The sequence below is a fragment of the Meridianimarinicoccus aquatilis genome (genome assembly GCF_004358675.1).
GTDB lineage: Bacteria > Pseudomonadota > Alphaproteobacteria > Rhodobacterales > Rhodobacteraceae > Meridianimarinicoccus > Meridianimarinicoccus aquatilis.
Genome location: NZ_SMZO01000043.1, coordinates 1 through 16,639 on the forward strand (window position 1 = coordinate 1; position 16,639 = coordinate 16,639).

The following is a 16,639-nucleotide window of genomic DNA, read 5'->3' on the forward strand; positions in this document are numbered from 1 at the left end:
ACCGCGGCTGGCAGCGGCGAAGACGCGATAGCAAGCGGCATGACGGGTATGAATCCGCTCAACGCCAGCGCATCGACATTGTTTGCGCTTGTCAGCCGAATCCGCAACAGGGCGCAGCACCCGGACCCGGATGCCCTGCGCCGGTCGGTCGTCGCCGAAATTCGGGCGTTTGAAAGCCGCGCGATGCAGGCCCGCATCGATGAACGTTCGGTCAAAGTTGCGCGCTACGCGATTTGCGCGACGTTGGATGACGTGGTTCTGAACACGCCTTGGGGTGAAGCATCGGCTTGGTCGACGCAATCAATGGTCGGCACTTTTCACCGTGAAACGGTCGGCGGTGATCGCTTTTATGACCTGCTTTCGCGGCTTGAAAAGGATCCGGCCACGAACATTGACCTGCTGGAGTTTCTCTTCATGTGCCTGTCGCTGGGCTTTGAAGGACGGCTGCGCGTTGAACAAGGGGGGCGGGACAAGCATGCGCAGGTACGTGACGGGCTGGCGCGGATTATTCGCGCGCATCGCGGCGCAGTGGAGCAGGATCTTTCCCCGCATTGGCAAGGGGTCGAAAAGCGTCACAAGCGGCTCTCGGCTTGGCGCCCTGTCTGGATCGCGGTCGCGGCTGTTGGTGCCCTGCTGGGCACAGGATTTATCGGGCTGACTTATGCGTTATCGACCGGCACGGCGGACCTGACTGACCGGTTGGCAGGAATTGACCGCGTTGGTGTTGCCGCGCTTGAACGTCGTGCGCCGCCGGTTATCGCTGTGCCGACGGTCGATGAAGAAGCGCAACTCAAGCGGGTTGCTGGCTTTCTGGACGTTGAAATCAACGATGGGATCGTGAAGGTATTTCAGAACGCCAATACGATTACCGTCCGGCTGACCGGGGCGGGCATGTTCAAATCCGCTTCGGACAGTTTGCAACCGGCATTTGAAACACCGCTGTCACGTGTGGCAGATGCCCTGAACGACACCACGGGGCCGGTGATCATCGCCGGGCATTCTGACAACGTGCCGATCAGGTCCGCGCGTTTTCCAAACAACCTTGCCTTGTCGCTGGCGCGCGCGGAGTCGGTCAAAGACTTTTTGTCGGGAAAAATAAACGATCCAAGCCGCCTCAAGGCGGAGGGCCGCGCCGATAAGGAACCGATTATGTCGAATGACACAGCCGAAGGCCGCGCGACGAACCGGCGGATTGAGATCGTTCTCGTGCGGAAGGACATTCAGTAATGGGCAAGATCTTACGAGCGTTGGGGTCTGCCATTGGCATCACGATCATCGTGGCTTTGTCCTTGTCCCTGTGTATCTGGTTTCTGGGCGGATTCCTTGGGATCGGCGATGCGCGCCCATTGGAAAGCGTTGTGGGCCGGATTGTCGGGCTGGGTGTCTTGTGGATTATCGCGCTGGTTTTGGTGCTGCTTTTCCTGCTGACCGGCCGAAAGCGCGACGCCGAGATGACCGAAGAGATCGTCACGGCAGCGGATACCGCGACCAATGATGACGGAATTGTTCGGGCGGAACTTGACGAGATGCGCGGCAAACTGCGCACGGCGCTTGGCAAATTACGCAAGTCCAAGTTGGGACGCGGGCATCTTTATGATCTGCCTTGGTATGTCATTATTGGCCCTCCCGGCGCAGGCAAAACGACCGCCATCGTCAATTCCGGGCTGCAATTCCCCTTGGCCGACGACATGGGAAAAACCGCCATCGGGGGTGTCGGCGGCACGCGCAACTGCGATTGGTGGTTTACCGACAACGCGGTGCTTGTGGATACTGCCGGGCGCTATACCACTCATGAAAGCGATAGTGACGCCGACAATGCGGCGTGGCTTGGGTTCCTTGGAATTCTCAAAAAGTATCGCAAGCGTCAGCCGATCAACGGGGCAATTGTGGCCATCAGTTTGTCTGATCTGTCTATGCAGGATGAACAGACTCAAAAGAACCACGCTGCTGCGATCCGCCGCCGTCTGAGCGAGTTGCGCGAAAAACTTGGCGTCCGGTTCCCGGTCTATGTCTTGTTCACCAAGGCTGATTTGCTGGCTGGATTCATCGAATTCTTCGACCCCCTTGGCAAAGAGGCGCGCGGGCAAGTCTGGGGATTCACCTTGCCATTGGGCAAGCCCAAAGACGGTGCCGGGCCGCTCGGAGCATTTGACGCTGAATACGGTGCACTTGTGGACCGGCTGAATGCACAGTCACTGGACCGTATGCAGGCGGAAAGCGACACGCAGAAACGAAGCTTGATCGCGGGATTTCCAGCGCAGGTGTCATCGGTTCGCCAAGTCGCCAAAGATTTCCTTTCAGAATTGTTCCAAGACAATCGGTTCGAATATGCGCCCTTGCTTCGCGGCGTGTATTTCACGTCGGGCACGCAAGAAGGCTCGCCCATTGACCGTTTGATGATGGGAATGGCGCGCACCTTTGGCATCGGTCGCCAAGCGATTGGCAGCGGCAGCGGGACGGGACGGTCGTATTTCCTGACGCATTTGTTTGAACGGGTGATGTTCCCTGAATCCGGGCTCGTTTCTGCCGATGACAAGGTGGAGCGGCGTTATCGTTGGTCAAAACGGGCTGCATTGGCTGCGACGCTGCTGGTGGCCGCCGGCATGGGCACGGTTTGGACCAGAAGTTATTTGGGCAACACTCAGCTTGTTGCGGATTTGTCGGCGCAAACCGCACAATATGACGAGGCGGAAAAGCTGATTCCGCCAAGCCCCGTGGGCGATACGGACCTGCCTGCCGTTGTGCCGGCATTGAATATTCTCAGGGACATGCCTGTAAATCCAGCGACGGGTGAGGCCGAAATTCCCGAAGGTTTGGGATGGGGGCTGTATCAAGGTGACATTGTCGGCACACAAGCGCAGCAGGCCTACCGGGCCGCGCTGAACGAACACTTGTTGCCGCGCCTGTTGTTGCGGCTGGAAGAACAGATGCAGAGCAACATCAACAACTCTGATCTGCTCTATGAAGCCCTAAAAATATATCTGATGCTGGGTTTGATCGGCCCGATGAATGCGGATCAAATCACTGAGTGGATGCAAGTAGATTGGCTGTTGGCTTACCCTGGTCCGCAGCGGGCGGAATTGCGCGATGACCTGGGCCTGCACTTGCAGGCCATGTTGAACCAACCAATGGATCAGATCACGCTGAACAACGATCTGGTAACTCAGGTTCAAGGCGTGTTGGCCCGGATGCCTCAGGCGCAGCGAGTCTATAACGGAATTATCAACAGTTCAGCTGCGACGCAGCTTCCGCAATGGCGGCTCACGGACGTTGGCGGCCCTTCTCTCGCGCGGGCCTTCGTCAGGTCCAGCAATGTTCCGCTAAGCGAGGGAATTCCCGGCATTTACACCTATGATGGCTTCAACGGCGTTTTCTTGGGTGAGGCCCTCGGCGTTGCGGAACGCATACAGCGCGATGCTTGGGTTCTGGGCGAAGACTATGCCGTAGAGCAAAGCGATGCGTCTCTGTCTGCGCTCAGCCGGGATGTTCTTGACCTGTATTACAACGACTTCATCGCACAGTATGACAAGATGTTGGCAGAGCTGGATATCATACCGCTGGTGTCCCTTAGTCATGCGGTCGAAGTGACAAATGTGCTGTCTGGGCCAACCTCACCCATTGTGAACGTGCTCAACGCAGTTGCGCAGGAAACGGAACTGACGCGCGCGCCCGAGCCAGAAGAAGACGAAGGCGGCGCTTCCGGCGATCAGGCGGCCGCAGCAGGAAAAGTTGCTGGCAAAGCTTTGAAGGTGAAGGTCCCGAAGCTGAGCCCGGCTGCTGCGAAGCTGTTGAAGACGCTGAATACATCGCAGGGCGGAACAGGCGAGATCCCTGACCAACCCGGCCAGTATGTCGAGGATCGGTTCCAATGGTTGCAGGACCTTGTCAGCGCCCCTGACGGTCAACCCTCGCAGCTTGACTTGATGATTCAATCGCTGACGCTGGTCTATCAGGAACTCAACAAGCTGAATTTTGCAGGCGGACTTGGTACGCCGGATACGCAAGTGTCGGCCCTTGCGCAGTTTCAGGCAGACGCGGCCCGCCTGGAAGGTCCGATGCAACGCTGGGCGCAACAGATTGCTGTTGGCTCGTCCGGGATTACGGCTGACAGCACGCGTGCAGGGTTGAATGCCCAATGGCAAGCCAGCGTGCTGCCTATGTGTAACCAAGCGACATCCAGCGCATACCCATTTGACCGGCGTGCCGCAGCCGATATTTCTATGGCGGATTTTACGCGACTGTTTTCGCCGGGTGGGTTGATCGACAGTTTCTTCACCCAAAACCTTGCGGAATATGTCGACATTCGCACCCGGCCCTGGACTTGGAAATCTGGCGGCGGCGGTGATCTGGGTATTTCGCAATCGGTCTTGCAGCAGTTTCAGTATGCATCTGAGATCCGAGACGCGTTTTTCGCGGCTGGGCCGGTCGCGGGCGTGCAGTTTCAGATCACGCCATATTCGCTCGATCCAAATGCAGAGGCGATCATCCTTGAGATTGATGGGCAAACGATTTCCTATCAAAGCAGCGGTAGCCAGCCACGCCCGTCATCTGTGTCATGGCCCGGAAGTGTCGGGCTGGCGCGGGTCACCTTCCTGCCGCCAACGCGCGACTCTGAAAGTGCGTTGAACCGTGATGGTCCGTGGGGGTGGTTCCGTTTGCTTGATGCCGCCGAAATACGTGATACCAGCGCTTCAGACCGCAAGAGGGTGATCTTTAGTATCGGCGGGCGGATTGCAATTTTTGAAATGCAGGCTGGGTCGGTTCTAAACCCCTTCGCGCTGCCAGCTTTGTCAGCGTTCAGCTGCCCAGAAACTTTCTGACGGTGGCTGGCTTCGGTGCCTTTGGGAAGATGCCCACTTTGGGTGACTTTTTCCGGTTCGACCTGCCGCAGGATTTCGTTGTTGCTTGGGACCGTTGGCTGCAAAGGGGGCTGGTTCAGGTGCGCGCCGATCTTGGGGCGCGTTGGGCCGAATGCTATACGTCCGCACCGATCTGGCGGTTTACGTTAACGGCAGGGCTTGCCGGGTCATTTGGGGCGCAGGGTATCGTTATGCCGTCAATAGATCGGGTCGGTCGGCAATTCCCGCTGACGCTGGCTGCGCCCATACCGGCCGGCAGATCAGCCGTTCTTGGCCACCTTGGCGCGACCCGGACCTTTGAAGCGTTGGAAACCATTGCGCTTGATGCGCTTGGGGATGTGATGACGCTGCCGCGCCTGACAGAACGGGTGCGCGGCGTACGATTGCCGGTTTTGCCCGGTTTGCCCGAGTGCGCAGTGTCGCCGGGTCTATTGGCGATCAGCGTATCCGATGGAACAGACGTGTCCCACACGATTGCAGCCCATGAGGCGGGACACCGGTTCAAGGCACCTTCGATCTGGAGTGCGGCTCTTTCTGGCGCTGACAGAGTGATGCTGGCGGAAGGGTTGCCCGGCCCACGCCGGATGCGTGGTCTGTTTGATCTGGGCGCGGATGTTTGGCGCGACATTCCTGCGAGTGAAAGGATCCTGTCATGAGTGGTTTAAGGTACAATGCAGTCACCCATGTGGGGCGCGTCCGAAAAATCAATGAAGACAGTATTCTGGCGCTGCCGGATCAGGGAATTTGGGTCGTGGCTGACGGTATGGGCGGGCATGCGGCGGGTGATTTTGCATCACAAACCGTCGTCGAAACCGTAGCGGCGCTGCCGCATAATCTTGAGCCCGCTGACCGGATGCGGGGACTCCGCGGTGCCATCCAGAAAGCGCATGACGCGATCCAGATCGAGGCGGAAAGAAAAGGGGGCGTCACGATTGGCGCTGCGGTTGTTGCACTCATGATTGCCGATGGTCATTTCGTGGCGTTCTGGTCAGGCGATAGCCGTCTGTATCTTTACCGAGATGGGGTGATTGATTTGCTGACGTCGGATCATTCTGTCGTGGCCGAGTTGGTTAAGTCAGGTCAAATGACGTGGGACGAAGCCGAAATGCACCCGCATTCAAATGCGATTACTCATGCTGTTGGCGTCGGCGACGCACCCGGTCTTGAGAAAATTCGTGGGGTTGTCCGCCCCGGCGACCGGTTCTTGCTATGCTCTGATGGGCTGAACAAGTACGCAGGGTTTGAAACCCTGCGCGGGGTTCTCGAAAGCGCCCCGATTGAGACTGCCACCGAAACACTGCTCCAAATCGCCCTTGATGGTGGGGGCAAGGACAATATTTCGGTGATAGTTGTGGATGTTTCCTGAAGCGGTTTTCGATCAGGGTTTCAGGGTCGTCAAAATGCGCGAATCCAGCGACACCACCCGATCCCGTCGTTCACCCAATGCGTCGGCATACCCGAAAGCGGATTCCGTTGTCGGGCGCATGCCATCGAGAAACTGTGCACCAGACCGGATCACCAGCACCTGTGTTTTGCCAAGCGCGGTTTCATCGACCACAAATGCCAGCTTCTTACCACCGGACTCTGCAGCTTCGGCAAGGGTGTGGGCAAGGCGTATGGTTACCGGGCCAGTTTGCCCTTCGCGCAGCGCTTCGATGCTGTTTTCTGTGCGGTTCACATTTGGCATCAGGTGAAACACTTTTCCGGACACATCCAGAGCCGAGACAAAGACGAAACCGTCCGTAACATCCGCGGGAATGACAAGGTCAATTACTGGGTTCTGACCGACAAAGAATGTCCCGCCGTCATTTGGCGCTCCTGTGTCGCCAAAGCTGAACAGAACCTTGAAGTCCCCCGAGGGCGCGTCTGGCAAAACAGAATCGAACATGCATAGGGTTTGGTTGAGCACGTCTGCCTTTACATCCACTTCCCGGTGGCCTGAAATTCGTTGGATTGCATCCACCAGACCGTCGCGCGCGCCTTCTGACGCAATTCTGCCACCTACACGAATGAGATCCGCGTTGGTGTATCCAAGCTGTGGCGCATCGATCAGGTGCAATGGGCCGCAGTCTTCATACGCTTTCAGAATAGGATCGAGAACAGACGCAGCAAGAACCCGAGGGCCAAGTTCTACTGCTGCATCCATCTGAAGCCCGGATGAATTGGCGACAAGACTGAGCTCACGGTTCAGTTGCTCATATTCATTGCGGTCAAACGTCAAAGCCTCGACCCGGACATCGTTGTTCACAACTTCGATGCGCCATTCTGGAAGTGTGTCGACGGAGTCCAGAATATCGATGACAGCATTGCCCCAATTCTCGGTAATGTTGCCGCGGGCAAGTGTGAAGTTGCTGCTTCCGTTCAACTCTAAAACCATCTGGGCCAGAGTATTGGAAACGTCTTCGGACGGGACCGACCCTTCGCCGTGGATATTGCCAGTTACCGGGTGTTCGATAACCAGTTTATAGGGCTCGGCAAGAGGTAGCGATGGGCCAAGCAACGTGTCCAAAGCCCCGCTAAAATATGCGCCGGCCCCCGCTGCTGCCAGAACAACAACCGAAGCTGCTGCCACCAAGCCGCCGCGCCCCTTTTTGGACGTGGGCGGTGATGTCGGGGTTGGTGCAGGGCGGGAAGGTGGAGCGACTTTTGCGGCCGGTGTCGCCGGACGCGGCGCAATGACCGTGGCCTCTTCCATCGGATCTTCGGTGACGGTGTTGCGAATGAGATCCAGAACCGCGTCGATGTTCTGCAATCTCATTTGCGGATCAACGACCGTCATCCTGTCGATCAGTGTTTTCAGCGGCTCGGGAACACCATCTGTATCGAGGGGCGTTCCCTTTTTCTCGATCACTTCGAGCGGGTTATTCCCCATATCCGGGGCTTTGCCTCTGAACGTTGCAAGCAGCAAAGCTCCCAAAGAATAGATATCAGACCGTGCATCGCTGTTGCCGCTCAGTTGTTCGGGGGCAGCGTATGCGTATTTTCCAGCGAACTCGTTCCCGACAATTGTTTCAGCGCCGGGGTTCGTATCCTTTGCGATCCCGAAGTCGATTATGACGGCTTCCGCAGGGTTGCCGTTACGCAGAATAATATTGTCCGGCGACAGATCACGGTGGACGATCAATTTCGAATGGGCGGCTTTCAGACCTTCGGCCACACGTTCAGCGACAATCAAAAGATCGGTCGCGTTCATGCCCCCTTGCTTCAGTTTTTTATCCAGCCCGGGCCCGTCGACGAAGTCCATGACCAGAAAAACGTCGCCATTGTCGTTTCGCTGGTTGTGGTAGTAGCGGACGATGGCGTCGTGCCTGATTTCGCGAATATCCTCTTCGCGGGTCATGAGGTTGAGAAACCCTTCGTCCTGCGAGAATTCAGCCCGCAGAACCTTGAGAGCGACGCGGTTCCCCGAAATTTCACTCCGGGCTTGATATACTTCAGACGTACCGCCGCGACCCAATGTGGCTTCGATGCGGTATGTATTATTCAAAAGGTCGCCGACCTTGAACGTTGCGCCGCTCATGTCGGGCGATCCTCACGATTTTTATGCGCGGAGTGTCCGCAAATTAAGACGGGCTGTCTCACGTTCAGCCAAGGACCTGAAATTCAACCCGGCGGTTTGCATCTGCCCGCGGATCATCGGGCAAGATCGGAGCGCGTTCGCCAACACCGACTGCTTCAAGGCGCTCTGGCGCAATCCCGCAGTCAGAAACGAGGAAGCGCTTTACTTCTTCTGCGCGAAGTTTGGAAAGACGTTCGTTATAGTCCTCAGACCCTGCAGAGTCGGTGTGTCCAAGAATGCGGAAAACGTTGACATCGATTTGTGCCATCACGTTGCAGAGCGTTGCCAGCTTGGGCTTCTGGTCTTCGCGTAATGCGGCACTGTCAAAGTCGAAGGAAATGTTTATGTTCACCTGCTCTTCGGCTGGCAACGTTTGGAACCCGACCGGGGGTTCGGCATTCGCCGTTACGGTCGTCGCGGGAGCAACCGGGGCTTCAGGCGCTGCCGAAACTTCTGGACCGCTCGACACCGGGGCGATGGAAAGACCGCGCGTCTTTTGCTTGTTGAAGCGTTCGAGGATCTGCTCTTCCGTCATTTCGGCACCATCGATGCCTTGTGCGTGTGCGGCGCCCATGACGGAACACAGACATAAGAGAAGAACAGAAATGCGTTTCATGGTGGTTCACCCTTTCCCGGCATCTTAAAGTATAGCCTACAAGATGCCCCTAATCATCACAATACACTAGCAAGCTTCTGTGCCTTGGGGCACGCCCGCTAGGATTGACTTAGTCTATGCATCAAAGCACGATATTGCTTCCACGTCGTTACCGGAGTTCGGGGCTTGCGCGTCATTATCGGGATAATTATCGTTGCTATCGCCCTTTTGGCCGCCGGGCTGATTTGGTTTGTGATACAATCGATCCCGCCGGGGGACGGGCCGACGACGGCTGCCGGGCGCCAAGGCGGTGCCGCCGTCGATAGCGCAGCACGGATCGACATCGAAGTGCTGCGTAAACAGATCGAAGTGCTTCAAGACGAAGTGCGTTCGCTCAGCGATCAGGTTCGCAGCCTCGCATCCCAGCCAGTGCCGCAAGCTCAAACGCCGGGGAACAATCCGGCCATTAATTTCGGACCGAACGCGATCATTGATACCTATGCTCAAGTTGTTCTGATCGCCCAAAGGCGCAGCATCAACGAAGGCATGCAGGTCGCCACACCGACGTTCCTTGAGGGCTTTCTTGGCAGGCCGCGCGAAACTTTGAACGATACTTGCCAACCAATGACCAACCCGGACCTGAAGCCCATGTTGAAGGTCGAACAGGTCGGACCAGTGCGGGTTCAGATGCTTCAACCCGCGCTCGACAGTCTTGGGCGCGTGCTTGAGAATGTGCGGGCGGCGGATCAGGATCTGTATGACCGGATCAACACTGCCGGGTCTTTGTGTGTACGGCAAATTCGGGGCACGGTCGGGCGTGTTTCCAGCCATTCCTTTGGGCTTGCCGTTGACCTTAACATTGACGGCCAACTGGATACGCTAGGTGATGGAAAGACGCAGCTTGGTCTGACCATTCTTGCCGATTTCTTCCGGGAAGAGGGCTGGATTTGGGGGGCCGGCTTCACGCGCGAAGATTCCATGCATTTCGAAGTCAGCCGCGAGCTTCTTGAGCAGTGGCGCGAAGACGGAAAAATCTGACCCGAAATGACCGGCTGATCAAATGTCGGCCAATGAGTTCGCAATCGTCTGCATGCTGGACACGCGGTCACGAAGGCGCGCAAGTTCCGGGTCGATTGTATTGCTGGTGCCCATGCCATCACTGATCAGCAACGACCGAGTGCTTGCAAAAAACTCTTCTTGCTGGCGAGCAGCCGCCAAACTGTCGTCTACCTCAAGCTTCAGGCGCTCGTCACGTACCTTGGACGGCTCTGCCGCATCAGCGCGCTCGAGCAGCGCAGATCTCATGGCGCTTATGCTGGCATCCATGCGCGCGTTTGTGGTCCTCAAATCCCGCGCCACAGCATTCAGAACCTGTTCCTGACTGCTGTATTGTTCTTGCAGTTGCTTAACGTATCCACCGGCCGCCGCGCCGCCCAGTCGCCCGATTTGAGCGCCGGAAAACGCGCCCTGAACACCGCCCGCTGCCGCGCCGAGCAGCGCACCTGCGCCGGCACCTGCAAGCCCACCTTCGCCGACTGTCTTTTGCAGGTTCTCGCGGCTTTCGCGCACCTCGCGTTCTGCCGGAGTTTCAGGTGTATATGTGACAAACTCGTCACCGCAGGCCGAAACGGCGAGGGACGCCATCACCACAAAAGAGATCCGCCGCATCCGTCGCTGTGTCATGGGCTCGTCTCCCGATCCTGCCAAACTGATCGTAATTGCACGCGCGCCGCGCCGAAATTACTAGGCAGCACGCTAGCGAAGATGCAACACTGTGTCCATAAACCACTTTTCACGTCAGGTTGCAGAGGCAGACACGTCATGCGCGGTATCTTACTTTTCATTGCGTACTGCGCCGGGTTGGCGACGCCGGTTTCAGCTGCGGATCGGGTCGCGCTTTTGATCGGCAACGCGGAGTACAACAAGCCGGAGCTCGCGCTGGCGAATCCAATCAACGATGTGGATGCTCTCTCGGCAAGCTTAATGCGGATCGGGTTCGACGTGATTGTGAGCCGCGACTCGACCCGACGAGAAATGCTCGCCGCGCTGGACCGTTTCAGCATCGAATCGCAGGGGGCCGAGATGGCGATCGTGTTCTACGCAGGACACGGTGTGCAGTTTGCATCGGACAACTATCTTATCGGCGTCGAACTTCAGGAGTTAACCACCCAGGCTGTGACCCAATCCAGCGTGACCTTGAACGAAATCAGGGCCGCCGTGGATGCCGCGCGCGCTGACCTTTCGATCATTATTCTGGATGCTTGCCGCAACAATCCGCTCGTCGAAACCGGTGTCGCAAAGGAAGGACTGGCCCAATCCCGAGGGACTGTCGGCACGTTGATTGCCTATTCTACCGACCCCGGAAATGTGGCTTTGGATGGTGCTGGAACCAACAGCACCTTTACCGAGGCGATGCTTGATCATCTTGCAACGCCGGGCATTGATGTGCGCATTATGTTTGGCCGGGTGCGTCAGGCCGTTGTGCGCGAAACGCGCGGGCTTCAGATCCCTTGGGTGGAAGAGTCGGTACTGGGCGAGCATTACCTCGTTCCCGGTAGCCGACCAAGTTACGTGGATGACGAAGTGCAGGCTTGGCAAAAGGCAGAGCGTGCAGGCAGTTCGGATGCGCTGTCGGGTTATCTGGACCAGTATCCCGAAGGCCTGTTCTCACAGATTGCCCAAAGCCGGATAGAGGCGCTGAACGGCACTGGCCCCGAACCTCAGGACGAAGTGTTCGCCGCGCTCGATGCTTCGCCTGCCGTTGCAGCCTCGTTGGAGTTATTGGGGTATGCGTCCGCGACGCGAAATGCGGGCGATGCGGCGGGAACATATCTGGCGCAGGCCTTCGCAGACTGGCAAGCCACCAAGCGGGCAGGAGCCGGAACAGTTGACCGGCTGGTGGATGAAGGCGCGCAGATGGCTGTGTTCCTGGGCACATACACCGCCGGTGTGCTGCGCAAGGATCTACAGGCGTTTTTGGCGCTGGAGGAAAATTTGAAGCTTGCCGAACAAGATCTGAGCCGCGCTCAGACTGATTTTGGGAATGATCCCGCAGCGCAGCCAGTCTTGGCGGAAATTGCTACGAATGTTGCTGCAATGCGCGTACAGCGGGACGAGGTCGCGGCGCGGCTTGATGAAAGCCGCAGCTATTATCACGACCTGATAAACACGACCGAGGCGAGCTTCATGGACGTGATCTCTATGGATCTGGTCCCGCGCCACGGCGCAACGCGGGGCGGCACCGAAGTTCCAAGCCGCGTTTTGGACGATGCCCAGACGTTTCTGCGGCAGCTCGATATCATGTCTCGCGCGCCCTCGGGGTCGTATGCGTGGCTGACCGATTTTCTGGAGGAGGACTGACCATCACTGTTCGAAATTACGCGCTTCCCGGTGGCCTGATCTTATTGCTCGCGGCCTGTTCGGTTTCTGAAAACCCGGCTGACGGCGGGTTCATTTCGGGTGTGTCCGGGCTTTCGAGCGGAACGTATGACCAACGTATCGACGAAAAAACGGCGGCGGTGGAAACGGAGCGGCAGCGGCAGGCGCAATTGACAGCGGAACTGTCTGGCCTCGAAGCGGAGTACGCAGAGTTGCAGCGCCAGATCATTGCCCAACGATCTCAGGCCGCGGCGGCAGGCAAGCCGATCCCTGCCAGCCTTGATGCAGATGTTCGTGCAACTCTGGCAGCATCGCCGAGTGGCTCAACGGATGCAGCACGTTTGGAAAACTATCGCAAAGCAGTCGCAGATGCGCGGAAACTTTCGAACCAGCTTGCTAATATTTGACGACCCATTAATCATGATTCTAGATGACGCAGGGACATTGCGAAGCGTATGCACGGATTTTCTTTTCGGTGCGGCGCGGGATCACCTGATCAGGCACGGGATTTTAGAATGACCAAGACAAATACACTCGACAAAATGGCGACGGGCCGGACAAGCCTTCTTGCAGCAACCGCGCTGACCGCAAGTTTTATTTTTCCAATCGCTGCGGACGCCGCAGATAACTTTACCATCCGAGTGACAACGAATGGCACGACCGGGTCTGCGACCGCGAAGACGATTGAAGAATTTGCCGACCTTGGCCTGAAATCAAGCGGGTTGGACAGTGTAAACGCTGCCTACACCGACACGTCAGTGGCGACTGCCGATCTGAATTTTCGTGGCCTTCCGATGGTTGTTACCTTTCCCGACAGTGGGCCGGGACTTATTTATTCCATTCCTGAACTTGGGTTCACGAGAGCTTTCAACGCGCAATCAACGCGTGAAGCAAACGGGGATGACCTGGAAGACTATCTGAAGAATGACATCGATGGTCTGCTTAGCAAGGTGTTGGATTATCTGGTTTCAGAAACCGGCACCGACCCGGTCGCAGGTAACCCGGCGTCGTTGCAGGGCACGATGATCGCAGGCGATTTCACAGCGGGGACGGGTCTTGGCCCTGGCAACGGATCTCAGGCCTCAACAGGCGATGGCGGCGGCGAGGGTCGCCGCAATGTCTATGGGATTGGGGCGCGTCTGGGGCAGTACTCGGTCAATGGCAACGACATCACGACAATTGATCTTCCGCTGACATTTGTGCGGCCGCTTGAAGACCCACGGTATGCGCTCATCATCGACATGCCACTGACCTTTGTGGATACGAACGGGTCCGAAACAGTCGCTGCGTCGCTGGGCGTAGGGATGCGCGTTCCGATCACCACGCGCTGGACGCTGACACCAATGCTGCGGGCAGGGGCAACTGGTTCGGTGGACCTTGGGTCATTGGCGGCGCTTTATTCGGGCAGCCTCTCGTCCTCTTACAAGTTCAACTGGGGGCAGACCGAGATCAATATTGGCAACATGTTGTCGTACATTTCGACCACAGATGTCAGCGATGCGATTGATGACTATCAGGTGGATTATGATCTGCAGAACACCGTTTCGCGAAATGGCGTCGGCTTTTCTGGTCCACTCAGTTATAAGCTGTTCGGCGCCGAGACGACCTGGGAAGCATCTGTCGTGAACACCCAGATCTTTGGCGATGCTGTCTATATTGACAACTACACGGATATGGCCGTGTCGTTCGGAACCAAGCAATCGCGCAACGGGCTGACATGGGACGCCATCCGGATCGGCTTTACCTACACAGTCGGCAACAACGATTTTCAGGGCGGCCGCATAAACTTCGGCTACCAATTCTGACGTTGGGGGCGATATCGCCCCCTTCCGGCTTGTTCGACGGTGTCTGACTACACCGTGATGCGGGTGGCGCGTGGGATGCCATGGCCATTGGCGTGGCTCGCCGCGAGAACTGGTTCCCATATGCTTGGTACGCGGGTCTCGCGTCTTTTGACGTGTGGGCCAATGAACTCCGCCGCGCGGGCAAGTTCATCCGTCTCTTTTTGTGACAGTCCGGCGATGAACACACTTCCCCCGATCTGGCCGCAATTCAGGGATTGGTGCCGCGCGGCAAAGCTAAGATAGGGCGCGATCAGGATTGTTCCGGGCCGCGCGTGTTCGACGATTTGGTTCTCCATCTTTTTCAAGCCCTCTTCGTTGCGCATGGGGCGATAAAAATAAATGACGTCATAGTCAGCGTATTTGTCAAAGCTAACGGCATCGCCATGAATGGACCCGCATTGTGCGAGGCCCATTGCCTTGAACAATGCCTTGGACGTCCGGGCATACCCTGCATCGTATTCCAGTCCATCCGCGCTGGGAAAAAACTCGAGGGCAGAGACGACTTTCAGCCCCACGCCGCATCCCACGTCCAGAAATCGCGCAGGGTGCCGGTGCCGCTGAGCAAGAAAAACTCGATAGGCCACATGGGCGTGCTCAAGAAACACACTGTTGGCGAGCCCGATGTCTTCAAAACACCCCAGTTGTTGCGATTCTTCGGATTGTTGCAGCGGATTTAGCAGTTTGTGCAGGCTGGTGAACAGCGCGTCGCTGACATGCGCCTGTGTGACCAATGGCTCTGGCCGCCCGTCATAAGCGTAGTATAGCGGCGTGGCCTTGGGGGGAATCTGGCGTGAAATCAGCGCACCCACCTCGTGCCAAAGGTTCATGTCAGATTGCAGCCTGTTGGCCCGGACGCGCAGATCGTACCAGCGTTGGGGCAAGACGGGCCTGCCGCCTTCGGCTTCGGCCTGTTGCGCTGCGTCACGCATCAAGCGCGCCTCAATCATACCGAGCCTCGGCCGCAGACCGGCTACGTCCCGTGAAAGTGCCGTCAACCGTCTTTGGCTTGCGTTGATCCGCGCCCCATTTTGCCCCAAGTGTCGATAGAGCATTCCGGCTATTTCAGTGCATTCTGTGCGTATCAAGGAATAGAAACGATCAACGTCGTGCTCAAGTTTGCCGATCTCGATTTCAGTTTCGCTCTCTGTCTGCATACTTGCGCGCACTCCCAGTTCTTTCCACGACTGTAACGGTGCTTCATGGAATCGCAATTTGTTTGCGGTGTGGTACGTTTGCGCAAAACGGGATAACGTTAGTTAAAGAAAGTCGTGGCGTTCGTATGCCAGACAACGATCAGACAACCGAGGGAGGCTCCGTTGACATCGTTTCAAACCAGCATTTGGGCCAAGTTGCGTGCCTTTCATTTGGCCGCGTTCCTCGCTTTGGGCTTGGTGGCCGCGCCGCTCGCCGTGCAAGCGCAAGGGGCATTTGACGCGGGCTGGACGCTTCAACCCGATGCGTCTGTGTTAAGATTCCAATCGGTGAAGAACGAAACAAAGGTCGAATCCAGCACATTCGCCACATTTAACGGCGAGATTTCCGAAGATGGTCTGGCGACGATCAACATCTTATTGGACTCGATCGACACAAAGGTTGATTTACGCAATGTGCGCATGCGGTTTCTGCTTTTTGAAACCTTTCAGTACCCTGAGGCCGTTATCACCGCGCAGCTAGACCCCGAAATGCTTGCGGATTTGCCGCAACTGCGGCGTAAGATCGTGCCCCTGACCTACACCTTGTCCCTGCACGGTATTACGCAAGAAGCAACAACAGAGGTGGCTGTGACGCTGATCACGTCTGACCTTGTGTCAGTCGCGTCAAGCGCGCCGGTTTCGGTGGCGACCTCATTGTTCGATCTCGATAGCGGCGTGGCGAAACTGGAAGAAGCGGCCAGTGTAAGCATCTTGCCTTCGGCGACGGTAAGCTTTGACTTCATTTTTTCGCGTACAACACGAACTGCGCCTTTGGTCGCTGCGGCACCCGTGATCGCCGAACCAACCAAAGCTGCCATCGAGCCGCAAGGTAATTTTGATTTGGCGGCTTGCAAAGGGCGGTTTGAAATTTTGTCCCGCACAGACAATATCAATTTCGGTTCTGGCAGTGCTCGGTTGGAACCGCAAAGCTCGTTCTTGCTCGACAGTATTGCTGATATCGTGAGCCGGTGTCCCGGGCTGCGCATCATTGTGGCCGGACATACAGATAGCGATGGCGCCGCCTCTGCGAACCAGTCTTTGTCTGAACGGCGCGCCGCATCGGTTGTAAGCTACCTTGTTTCGCAAGGCGTTGGCGCAGGACGCATTACCAGCGTTGGGTATGGCGAGGCCCAGCCTTTGGTTCCGAACGATAGTGCCCAAAACAAGAAGCGGAATCGCAGAATTGAGTTTGCAGTGGCAGATGGCTGAAA

General features: G+C 57.1%; 13 protein-coding genes. 9 read left to right on the top strand and 4 right to left on the bottom strand.

Annotation, left to right across the window (positions count from 1 at the left end; genetic code table 11):
- The 4 genes from icmH to E2L05_RS15330 form a co-directional block, all read left to right on the top strand.
- The coding region (icmH, locus tag E2L05_RS15315) for a type IVB secretion system protein IcmH/DotU (protein WP_133343759.1) at positions 1-1,227 on the top strand (1,227 nt) is incomplete at its 5' end.
- On the top strand, positions 1,227-4,820 hold the full coding sequence (gene tssM / locus E2L05_RS15320; protein ID WP_133343760.1) for a type VI secretion system membrane subunit TssM: 3,594 nt from the start codon (positions 1,227-1,229) through the stop codon (positions 4,818-4,820). The genes icmH and tssM, both read left to right, overlap by 1 nt.
- Before the next feature lie 2 nt (positions 4,821-4,822).
- Complete coding sequence (gene tagF, locus E2L05_RS15325; RefSeq protein WP_279512640.1) at positions 4,823-5,515, top strand: type VI secretion system-associated protein TagF; 693 nt, start codon at positions 4,823-4,825, stop codon at positions 5,513-5,515.
- Positions 5,512-6,225 carry a PP2C family protein-serine/threonine phosphatase gene (locus E2L05_RS15330; protein WP_133343762.1) on the top strand — a complete coding sequence of 238 codons (714 nt, stop codon included), beginning with the start codon at positions 5,512-5,514 and terminating at the stop codon, positions 6,223-6,225. The genes tagF and E2L05_RS15330 overlap by 4 nt, the downstream gene beginning before the upstream one ends.
- 12 nt (positions 6,226-6,237) lie before the next feature.
- Here E2L05_RS15330 and E2L05_RS15335 read toward each other — a convergent pair whose 3' ends face one another.
- Both E2L05_RS15335 and E2L05_RS15340 read right to left on the bottom strand, forming a co-directional pair.
- Positions 6,238-8,379: a serine/threonine-protein kinase gene (locus E2L05_RS15335; RefSeq protein ID WP_133343763.1), complete on the bottom strand. Its 2,142-nt coding sequence runs from the start codon at positions 8,377-8,379 to the stop codon at positions 6,238-6,240.
- Between the two features lie 64 nt (positions 8,380-8,443).
- Positions 8,444-9,034 carry an OmpA family protein gene (locus E2L05_RS15340; RefSeq protein ID WP_133343764.1) on the bottom strand — a complete coding sequence of 197 codons (591 nt, stop codon included), beginning with the start codon at positions 9,032-9,034 and terminating at the stop codon, positions 8,444-8,446.
- Positions 9,035-9,199: 165 nt separating this feature from the next.
- Between E2L05_RS15340 and E2L05_RS15345 the strand changes: the two genes are divergently transcribed.
- Positions 9,200-10,051, top strand: coding sequence for a M15 family metallopeptidase (locus E2L05_RS15345; protein ID WP_133343765.1), 852 nt, complete (start codon positions 9,200-9,202; stop codon positions 10,049-10,051).
- A gap of 18 nt (positions 10,052-10,069) precedes the next feature.
- Here E2L05_RS15345 and E2L05_RS15350 read toward each other — a convergent pair whose 3' ends face one another.
- Entirely contained in the window at positions 10,070-10,696 is a 627-nt protein-coding gene (locus tag E2L05_RS15350) for a hypothetical protein (RefSeq protein ID WP_133343766.1), read from the bottom strand.
- A 138-nt stretch (positions 10,697-10,834) separates the two neighbouring features.
- Here E2L05_RS15350 and E2L05_RS15355 point away from each other — a divergent pair, with 138 nt between their 5' ends.
- The 3 genes from E2L05_RS15355 to E2L05_RS15365 all read left to right on the top strand — a co-directional run bounded on the left by E2L05_RS15355 (position 10,835) and on the right by E2L05_RS15365 (position 14,196).
- Entirely contained in the window at positions 10,835-12,373 is a 1,539-nt protein-coding gene (locus tag E2L05_RS15355) for a caspase family protein (protein WP_165971784.1), read from the top strand.
- A complete protein-coding gene (locus E2L05_RS15360; protein ID WP_133343768.1) occupies positions 12,343-12,798 on the top strand; it encodes a hypothetical protein in 456 nt (151 codons plus the stop codon). The genes E2L05_RS15355 and E2L05_RS15360 overlap by 31 nt, the downstream gene beginning before the upstream one ends.
- A 108-nt stretch (positions 12,799-12,906) precedes the next feature.
- Positions 12,907-14,196 (top strand): hypothetical protein, encoded by a 1,290-nt coding sequence (locus E2L05_RS15365; protein WP_133343769.1) that lies wholly within the window; start codon positions 12,907-12,909, stop codon positions 14,194-14,196.
- A 47-nt stretch (positions 14,197-14,243) separates the two neighbouring features.
- On the opposite strand, the gene E2L05_RS15370 is transcribed toward E2L05_RS15365, so the two are convergent.
- Positions 14,244-15,389 carry a hypothetical protein gene (locus E2L05_RS15370; RefSeq protein WP_133343770.1) on the bottom strand — a complete coding sequence of 382 codons (1,146 nt, stop codon included), beginning with the start codon at positions 15,387-15,389 and terminating at the stop codon, positions 14,244-14,246.
- Between the two features lie 162 nt (positions 15,390-15,551).
- Between E2L05_RS15370 and E2L05_RS15375 the strand changes: the two genes are divergently transcribed.
- Entirely contained in the window at positions 15,552-16,637 is a 1,086-nt protein-coding gene (locus E2L05_RS15375; protein WP_243722006.1) for an OmpA family protein, read from the top strand.
- Positions 16,638-16,639 lie beyond the last annotated feature (2 nt).